Origin of the sequence: Magnetovibrio sp. PR-2, assembly GCF_036689815.1 — a bacterium.
In the GTDB taxonomy this organism is placed as follows: Bacteria; Pseudomonadota; Alphaproteobacteria; order Rhodospirillales; family Magnetovibrionaceae; genus Magnetovibrio.
In genome coordinates this window covers 336,029-345,053 of the sequence record NZ_JBAHUR010000005.1, presented here as the reverse complement: position 1 = coordinate 345,053, position 9,025 = coordinate 336,029, and the positions used below count along the sequence as shown (strand labels likewise).

At 55.6% G+C, this 9,025-nt stretch carries 10 protein-coding genes; 2 read left to right on the top strand and 8 right to left on the bottom strand.

Annotated features, from left to right (window positions below; translation table 11 throughout):
- Nucleotides 1-233: 233 nt before the first annotated feature.
- Nucleotides 234-725, top strand: a complete 492-nt coding sequence (locus tag V5T82_RS08505; RefSeq protein ID WP_332895187.1) for a hypothetical protein — start codon at nucleotides 234-236, stop codon at nucleotides 723-725.
- A gap of 69 nt (nucleotides 726-794) precedes the next feature.
- On the opposite strand, the gene V5T82_RS08500 is transcribed toward V5T82_RS08505, so the two are convergent.
- The 7 genes from V5T82_RS08500 to V5T82_RS08470 form a co-directional block, all read right to left on the bottom strand.
- Nucleotides 795-2,171 carry a tetratricopeptide repeat protein gene (locus V5T82_RS08500; protein ID WP_332895186.1) on the bottom strand — a complete coding sequence of 459 codons (1,377 nt, stop codon included), beginning with the start codon at nucleotides 2,169-2,171 and terminating at the stop codon, nucleotides 795-797.
- A 141-nt stretch (nucleotides 2,172-2,312) separates the two neighbouring features.
- Complete coding sequence (locus V5T82_RS08495) at nucleotides 2,313-2,843, bottom strand: hypothetical protein (protein WP_332895185.1); 531 nt, start codon at nucleotides 2,841-2,843, stop codon at nucleotides 2,313-2,315.
- Between the two features lie 117 nt (nucleotides 2,844-2,960).
- Nucleotides 2,961-3,776, bottom strand: a complete 816-nt coding sequence (locus V5T82_RS08490) for a PhzF family phenazine biosynthesis protein (RefSeq protein WP_332895184.1) — start codon at nucleotides 3,774-3,776, stop codon at nucleotides 2,961-2,963.
- Complete coding sequence (locus V5T82_RS08485; protein ID WP_332895183.1) at nucleotides 3,773-4,489, bottom strand: alanyl-tRNA editing protein; 717 nt, start codon at nucleotides 4,487-4,489, stop codon at nucleotides 3,773-3,775. The genes V5T82_RS08490 and V5T82_RS08485 overlap by 4 nt, the downstream gene beginning before the upstream one ends.
- Before the next feature lie 3 nt (nucleotides 4,490-4,492).
- A complete protein-coding gene (locus V5T82_RS08480; RefSeq protein WP_332895182.1) occupies nucleotides 4,493-5,476 on the bottom strand; it encodes a threonine dehydratase in 984 nt (327 codons plus the stop codon).
- Nucleotides 5,469-6,398 (bottom strand): DMT family transporter, encoded by a 930-nt coding sequence (locus V5T82_RS08475; protein WP_332895181.1) that lies wholly within the window; start codon nucleotides 6,396-6,398, stop codon nucleotides 5,469-5,471. The genes V5T82_RS08480 and V5T82_RS08475 overlap by 8 nt, the downstream gene beginning before the upstream one ends.
- 17 nt (nucleotides 6,399-6,415) lie before the next feature.
- Complete coding sequence (locus V5T82_RS08470; RefSeq protein ID WP_332895180.1) at nucleotides 6,416-6,679, bottom strand: DUF1127 domain-containing protein; 264 nt, start codon at nucleotides 6,677-6,679, stop codon at nucleotides 6,416-6,418.
- 79 nt (nucleotides 6,680-6,758) lie between these two features.
- On the opposite strand from V5T82_RS08470, the gene V5T82_RS08465 reads away from it, so the two are divergent.
- A complete protein-coding gene (locus V5T82_RS08465) occupies nucleotides 6,759-8,213 on the top strand; it encodes an aminotransferase-like domain-containing protein (protein ID WP_332895179.1) in 1,455 nt (484 codons plus the stop codon).
- Between the two features lie 5 nt (nucleotides 8,214-8,218).
- Here V5T82_RS08465 and thiD read toward each other — a convergent pair whose 3' ends face one another.
- Nucleotides 8,219-9,025, bottom strand: coding sequence for a bifunctional hydroxymethylpyrimidine kinase/phosphomethylpyrimidine kinase (thiD, locus tag V5T82_RS08460; RefSeq protein WP_332895178.1), 807 nt, complete (start codon nucleotides 9,023-9,025; stop codon nucleotides 8,219-8,221).

Genomic DNA, 9,025 nt, shown 5'->3' with positions numbered 1-9,025 from the left:
GGCCCACCTGACGGCTTTGTCAAACGCTAAAATCCCAAAAAATGCAGGAATTTTCTTTTTTTTGAATTGCGTGGTGAGAATCGACCTCGCAAGGGCGTGGATTATAGACCCGCAGACCTAGAAAAACAAGGCCTTCTGGTCGTGGACCACTGCACCAGGATGATATAGGTTTGGCGAGATAAAACTTCCAGTCCGAAGTCACTTTTATGACAGATTTAGGAAATTCGATAGATATGGCGAAGCCGCTTTTTGCAAAACCGTTCGTTTTGTCCTCCACCTTGATTCTTGCTTTGGGAATCACGGCCTGCACCAACACCACCGGGCTGAGCCCGAATGCGGCTCCAACACCGATGCAAACAACAGCGGATGGCACCCAAGTTGCCACACCGGAGCAATCCTTCAACAGATTCCCCGACATTCCTGTCCCCACAGGCACGGCCATGGACAACACCCGCACACTCGTCTTTGGCAGCGGTGAGACGTGGTACGGGCAGCTGGGCTTGGATTCTTCCCATTCCCCAGATTCGCTTTTTGATTTCTATAAACAAGAACTGGGCGGCTTTGCGTGGCAGGAAATCACGTCCGTGCGCGCCATGGTCAGCGTTTTGACCTATGAGCGCAAAGGCCGGGTCTTGTCCATCCAGATCGAAAGCAGCCAGTTGCGCGGCTCTAAGGTGACCCTCACGGTTTCGCCCCGCGCAGGCGTAACCCCGGGAATGAGCTAACCGAAACCGCAGGCAAACGTAAAAACGGCGCTCATATCCTGAGCGCCGTTTTTTGTTTCAAAATTCAGATCAGCCGAAGTTAATGGTGGTCGGCTCACAATACTGACGCTTGGCCTTGAGCTGGCGACAGGTAGACTGTGCTGCGCCATTGCTGGGCAAGGGGCCGACTTTCAAGCGATAGAACACACCCTTCCCACCGCCGAGATCCACGCGTTCAATCCGGTGCTGCATGCCGCCCAAGAGCGAGCTGAAGCGGCGTGACAGCTCCGCCCACCCCCGTTCGGCGGCTTTGCGCTGGCGGTATGACGCCAAATGGACCGCAGGCTGGAAGCCGCTAACCTTGGGCGCGGCTGAGGTGGGTGTCATGGCTTTTGGCGCAGCCCCCGCAGCACTGGATGCGCCCGCAGGCTGTATGCCGCCTTCGATGGCTGTGCGTTCCTTGGTGTACTCGTCGGACGTAATGAGGTCCGCTTCTTTCAAAAGCTCCAGTCGCCGCACGGCGTCGGCCGCTTCCATCAGACCTTTGGGCGGGATCGCCGGACTGGCCAAGGACACCGGATTGGCAGGCATCAAAGCATCTAAGATCATGGTGCGCTCAGCCGTGTGCTGCGCCGGGGAAAGTGCTCGCATTTCCAACGCTCGTCCAATGGCGTGCAATCGGCTGGCGATTTGGCCTGCCCCCGGAACCGGACGGTCCAAGCCCGCACCTGGGGTTGGAGAGCTGAGCGGCAACAAGGCACCGACATTGACTTTGCGCCGGACCAAAAATTCGTCTTGGGTCAAAAGCCCCTGATCCAAAAGCACACGCAGAGTTTCAAAGCGCTCGACAACATTCAAATCGCCTTCTTTGAACATTTCCTGTGGCGCCATAGCTTGCCTGGATTGGCGCGCAGACATGGTCGGCTTTGACGGCATCATGGTGCCCCCGCCATACATGGTCGTCACCGGCGTTTTCGGTTGCGCCTGAGCTTGGGGCATATACGTTTGAGGCTGCATGGACATGCCGTCGTAGGGCGCAGCCGTAGCGTTTGGATCGCTTTCCAGCAGGTGCATGTTAACATTGGCAAGATCGACAATCGGCTGCGTGCGCTTGTCAGCCCAAACCATCAGTTCATCAGCCGGCCGCGGATCAATTGACAAAATCGCCTGATACATTCTGCGCGCCCGTTCGGGCTGGCCTGTATTTTGGTACAAGACACCTAAGCCATAAAGCGCATGGACGTCGAATTCATTGGATTTCAAGGCGCGCTCAAAATAGCCCATGGCTTCGACGTTGTTGCCTTTGGCCAATTCCGCCAAACCGATTTCAGCATAAGTGTTCGAGCTGTTGCGCGGCAGCGACCAATACTTTGGATCGAAGAGGTCAAGCTGCGTCAAAAAAGCACAGCCGGAAAGCGTGCTCATGGAAATCGTGACAGCTACTATGCGCAAAATTTTGCGGTTCACTTTGGGCCCCTTTTCGAATTCACCCAATCCCGAGACGTGATCGCCCCCGAATCGGGACCGAATCACTTCTACAACACTACAGTGCGATCCTTAATGGAATCTTTCACTAAATCTAGTGTTTTGGAAAAGATGAGGAACGGCTTAGTGCCCGCCCTTCTTCTCGCCGCCCAGAAGTTGCTGCATGCGGTCTTCGTATTCTTCCAGAACACGGCCACAGCCTTGGGTCTGTGCAAACGGCAAGCGCGACATCACGCCGCGGCCCATGGATTTACCGCCTTCGATCACATAGACCTCGCTGACCACAGCGCGGCCCAAAGCTTTGTTGACGAAGCCTGCAATTCTATCCTTTTGCTTTTTCAAAGCATCCAAATCCACACGGCGTTTTTTATCCAAAGGGGCTGGATATTTGGAGAAATAATAGAGAATAGCTTCCGCAGCACGCGGTGATCGCTGGCAGACAAAGGCCACGTGCTCACCATTGGGCACCGTCAAAATCGGCGTCAACGGGCGGATCGGGTTGGTGATCGCCCCTTTTTTACCTTGGACTTGGGCCATGATGTGTTTCAACTGAATGTGAGAATCGTCGCCCAACAAAGTTGCCTGGGCCGGTGTCGTGGCCAACACAGCTGCAAAGGCAAAAAGACTGGCAAACAGAGCGGATAGACGTTTCATGGAAGCACTTCTCAATTCGTTCAGACGTTTATTTGGCCACAGGCTTTGGGGCCGATTGGAATATAACTATCACACCCATCAGCATGACTCCAAGACCCTGAACCTAAACTGAATGCATTACAGGATGATTTCGCCCTTAAGATAGAGCACCGCGTAACCGGACAACTTCACACGTTTTTCGCTCACTTCGCAAAACACGTCGCCCCCGCGTTTGGAAACCTGGCGGCCATGAAGCTGGTCTTTTTTCAGCCGCTTCGCCCAGTACGGAGCAAGCACGCAATGCGCCGCACCTGTAACCGGGTCTTCGGCAATGCCTTCTTTTGGGGTGAAATAGCGCGAGATGAAATCAACACCCCCCTCGCCTTCCGCCTGAGCGGTCACGATCAGGCCTTTGTCCCCCATTTCGGCAATGGCGGCCATGGACGGGCGTATGTCGTGAATGTCATCAGCGCGGCTCAGAACCGCCATGTGCATGCCGTTGGGCGCAGTCCAGAATTCTCGCGCCGGGCCGCCGATGGCTTGTTCCAGGCGCATATGGTGTGGCGCCGGACGCGGGGCCATCGCTGGAAAATCCATTGAGATCAAACCGCCGTCGCCACGTACGACCGTCAACACGCCACGCTGCTCGGTTTGAAAACTGATCTCTACCTTGTCTTCACCCAATTCATGAAACAGTACCCATGCCGTCGCCAGTGTCGCATGACCGCAGAGATCAATTTCAAACGTCGGGGTGAACCAACGCAGTTTGTAGTCGGTCTTCCCACCTGTGTTCGCAACCACAAAGGCGGTTTCGGATAAATTATTTTCACGGGCTATCTGTTGCAAAACCTTATCGTCCAGCCAGTCGTCCAACGGACAAACGGCTGCCGGGTTTCCGGCGAAGACGTCCTGAGTAAATGCGTCGATTTGGTAAAGTGGAATAGATTGGGTCATGAAACGCAGTCGTCGAACAGAATGTTGATGCGGCGGTTTTGTTTGCCTTTGTTTTCGATTTTGCCAATGCGCATGGCGCCGATTTCTCCCGTCGCTTTGACGTGCGTTCCGCCGCAGGGTTGAAAGTCGACCCCTTCCACATTGATGGTGCGCACCCGCCCGGTGCCACGTGGCGGCTGCACGGACATAGAGCGCACCAGGTCAGGCTCAGCGTCCAGTTCTTCGTCCGTCATCCAAGACTGGGTCACGGTGATGTTGTCGTCGATGAATTTTTGCAGCCCGGCACTCAACGCTTCTTTGTCCGGCTTTTCGGGAATATTGAAGTCGATACGGCTTTTGGCTTCGTTTACTTGCGCGCCTGTGATTTGGCCATCCACCAGCGCGCACAACAGGTGCAAGGCTGTGTGCATGCGCATGTGTTTGTGACGCCGTTCCCAATTGATCTGAGCGCTCACGTTATCGCCGACATTGGGCCGATCAGAACCTTCAGCCAAGACATGAACGATCGTGCCCGGCGCTTCCCCTTTTTGCGTGTCGGTGACGCTCAACTCTGCCCCAGAAGACAGTTTCAATACCCCCGTGTCCCCCGGCTGACCGCCGCCGGTCGGGTAGAACACGGTTTTGTCCAAGACCACACCGTTTTCGACCACGGCTGTAATGGTGGCCTCGCACGATTGCAGATAGGAATCTTCTCGAAACAATTCTTCGGTCATGGCTCAATCCTTTGTGAGGCGCTCCAAGGCTTTGGCAAATGTCGAGGCGTCGGCGTTGCCGCCGGACAAAATCAAACCGACCTTTTTGCCCGTTTGCAAATCCTTTTCTTTCATCAACCCCGCCAACGGTGTCGCAGCGGCACCTTCGGCCATGTTGTGGGTGTCGGTAAAATAGTACGCCATCGCGTCCAAAATCTCATCATCGCTGACTTGCACGATGCGCGCGGCGCCGTTTTTGATAATTTCAAACGCTTCGGGGCTCGGCACGCGACACGCCACACCATCGGCGAGGGTTTCGGCTTTCTCAGTCGCAACCACCTCGCCCTTTTCAAAGGACTGGGCATAAGCAGGTGCGCCTTCAGCGACCACGCCGACGATCTCGGTCTTGAGGCCCAAGGCATCGCGAACCGTGATCAATCCGCAAATGCCCGATCCCATACCGATGGGCACATAAACGGTGTCCAAGTTTCCAACTTGTTCAAACAGCTCCAACGCATAGGTCGCAACCCCGCGCATCAACGGCTTTTCAAACGGGCCGATCATGTACAGATTGCGTTCTTTGGCGAGGCTTTGGGTGTACTCCAAAGCTTCTTGGAAGTCGTTGCCGTGAACGACGAGTTCCGCACCTAAGGCCTCCATGGCGCGGTTTTTATCCGGGCTGTTGCCATGCGGCACAACGATGACGGCTTTCATGCCGACTTTGGCAGCTGCGTAGGCCAAGCTTTGACCGTGGTTGCCGCGGGTTGCGGAAATCACGCCTTCGAGATCCGGCTGGGTCGCTTTGAGGCCCGACAAAAAAACCAAGCCGCCGCGCACTTTGAATGCGCCCACGGGCGTGTGGTTTTCATGCTTCACCCAAACGTCCGCCCCTGTGCGTTTGGACAACAACGGCCAAGGAAAGCTCGGCGTTGGCGACATATGGCGGTAGACGACGGCCCGGGTCGCTTCCAGCTCGACAATCGTTGCGTTCAACATCCCATTATCCATGGGTTTCTCCTTCTTGCTCAGGGACTGAATGAGTGGCCAAAGCCACAGCCATAACAACCACAGCCATGCCGACCAAAGACAGCGCCGACAAAGTTTCTCCAAACATCAACCAGCCATATACGGCTGTGACGGGAGGGACCAGATAAAACAGGCTTGCCACCTTCGCCACAGCCCCCTGGCGGATCAAAATAAACAGTAATGTGATTGCACCAATGGATATGACAATCGTCAACCAGGACAGCGTAAAAATAAACTCACCCGACCACACCACCTCACGGGTTTCAAACAAAACGGCACCGATGCCCGTTGGAATGGCCGCAGCACCGAACTGAATAGCCGAGCCTGAGCGCAAATCCATTTGTTCATTGTGACGCTTTTGATAGATCGTGCCGAACGTCATGCAAAACAACGCCGATACCGCAAACACAGGCCCCAAATAGCCATCGATGTTGAGCGTTATCTTATCACCCAACACCAGAGCCACTCCCAACAATCCCAGGACAAGCCCCAACCATTGTCGAGCCCTGATTCTTTCACTTAAGAACATATGTGCGCCCACGGCGCTCAACAAAGGCTGAAGGCCAACGATGATTGCTGTGACACTGGTGGGCAAGCCTGCATAGATAGAGTAGAACACACCGCCCAAATAGCCGCCGTGTACAGTGACTCCGACAACACCAACGTGCCACCACGTGGCGATGCCTTTGGGCCAAGGGGCACGAAAGGCAAATGCCACCAGAACCAAAATGACGACGAGCGCGAAATATCTCAGGAACAAAAACGTGAAAGGCTCAGCATAGGGCAGGCCCAGCTTTGCACCGACGAAGCCCGTGCTCCAAAGAAGCACGAACACGCCGGGCATTGCTGCCAGCCAAAGGCCTTCGACCCTCGCGCGTGATGACGAAGAAGTCTCAGAGCTCATTCAACGCGTCCGATCGATCAGTCTTGCCAAAACGGCTTTTCGGATTCCCGTACAGCTTGAGCTTTCGTCAAGCCGATATCGTCGAGCAGATACGCATCAAGCCCAGCCAAATGGCGGCGCGAACGCGAACGCGTCATCCAAGTCTTTAGCGTGACGACAGCGCGAGCCAGCTCGCGAACCATCAGTTGCTTGCCATCATCGAGCCAGCTGTGCCACGTGAGGGGCAGAGCCGGCGTAAAATCGATACCATTAAATGTATCGGTACAATTATCGCGGTTCATGGGGTAAACCCTCTTTAGAATTAAAGACAATTTGACAATACGCTTGACACAAAAGGGGGTCAATGCGATTATTGTCACCATGACAATCTATTCTCCAAGCATCGAAGGCCGCATTGGCCCTAAATATCGCATCATTGCTGACGCCATCAGTGATGACATTCATGCAAATGTCTTGGAAGCGGGTACAAAATTGCCCACACACCGGGACTTGGCCTATCGATTGGGTGTCACGGTCGGCACCATCACCCGGGCCTACGCCGAATTGCAGCGCCGGGGCGTTGCTGGCGGACGGGTCGGCAGCGGCACGTTCGTCATCGACCAGAGCGAACTGCGCAGGGTGTTTCCCAATCCGTATGAAACTCAGTCTCAAATCGTGCACCGCAACAACGACCGCATTGATCACGACTATGGGGATGACACCTCCATCGATTTGTCCATGAACCGCCCCTCTCGTGGCCCTGAGGCCAAAGCCTTAGCGGCAACGCTTGGCGAGTTGTCCCAAGCGGATGGTTTGGATGTGCTCACCCAATACAACCCCGCCCCGGGTTTAGCGGCGCATCGCGAAGCGATCTCTAAACTTGTCCGTCAAGTCGGGCTGGATATCGCAGTGGAAAACACAGTTCTCACCAGCGGCGCTCAGCACGCCATGTCGGCTTGTGCTTTGGGGCTCATCAAAGGCGGAGATGTGTTGTTGTGCGAAGAGCTCACCTATCCCGGCATGACGTCCTTGGCCGGCCATATGGGGGCCCGCCTGAAACCCGTCGCCATGGACGCAGAAGGCATCCGTCCCGATGCGTTCGAAGCCGCCATTGTCGAATCGGGCGCACGTGTCGGCTACTTCATGCCTGTGCACCAAAACCCCACCACAGCGGTGATGAGCATGGAACGTTTGCACGCCATTGCCGACATCGCCAAGCGTCACAACTTCATCATCATCGAAGACGACGTTTATGGTTTTCAGCCCAAAGACCGCAATCCCCCCCTCGCCCAACTGGCCCCCGACAACGTAATTTACATTACGGGCTTTGCCAAAAGCCTAGCCCCGGGCTTGCGTGTGGGCTTTATGCTCACACCCAAAGCTTTGTTTGCCGCCCTGACGCGTGCCGTGCAAATTACGGGCTGGATGGCTCCGCCGTTGATGGGTGAAATTGCCACGCGCTGGGTCAACTCCGGCATCGCTCAAGAAATCATCGGTTGGCACCAAGACGAAATGCTGGCACGCAACGCCATCGCCTATGAAGTCTTCAAAGGATACGATTTTGCCCACCAGCCCACCGGGCTGCACATGTGGCTCAATCTTCCCGAAGACCACTACGCGGACGAAGTCATCCGTATTTTGGGCCAGCGGGGCATTATTATGGCGGGGCCGGAATCGTTCATTACCACGCAACCCACCCCACCGCGTGCGCTGCGTTTGTGTTTGGGCTCCGCCACGTCGCGGGAAAAGCTGACGTCTGCGTTAAAGCAAGTGCGCGACGTTTTGTCGAACACGCCGCAATCAGCTCAACCGCTGACGCAGACCATGGTGATGTAGGTCAGTTACTCTTCCATCGGCTGGACGGTGTGGGCATGGTCCAAAGGGCCGTGCCCTTTGCCAAATCCGGGCGCCGACAAAATCGCTTTGTGCACATAGGTGTTGGCGCGCGCGATGGCTTCGACAAGGCTGAAGCCTTGTGCCAATCCACACGCTGCCGCTGATGCCAAGGTGCACCCCGTGCCATGGGTGTGTTGGGTGTCGATACGCAAGGTTTCAAACACCACAGGCGCCACCCCGTCGCGCCACAAAATGTCGGCCACGTTGTCGCCGTCCATATGCCCACCTTTGATCAAGGTCGCCTGTGCACCAATTCTGCATAAGCGTTCACCAACGGGGCCGAAGTCCTGCACAGCATCTACTTTGATGCCGCTTAACGCTTCGGCTTCGGGGATGTTCGGGGTGAGCAAAGCCGCACGTGGAATCAGATGTGTCTTTAAAGCCTCCACCGCGTCGTCTTCCAACAACGCATGCCCGCCTTTGGCGATCATCACGGGGTCCAGAACCACCGGAATATCTTTACCGTAAGTGTCCAGCGCGTTCGCAACGGCTTCAATCACAGGCGCACGGTGCAGCATGCCGATCTTGATGGCATCGGCACCGATGTCTTCCAACACGACTTGAATTTGTTGCGCGATAAAGTCTTCGGGGACTTCCATGACCCCATGAACGCCTAAGGTGTTCTGGGCGGTCAGTGCGGTAATGGCCGTCATGGCAAAGCCGTTCAGACACGTCACGGCCTTGATGTCGGCCTGAATGCCCGCACCACCGCCAGAGTCCGATCCCGCTATGATGAGAACACGGCCTTCCAT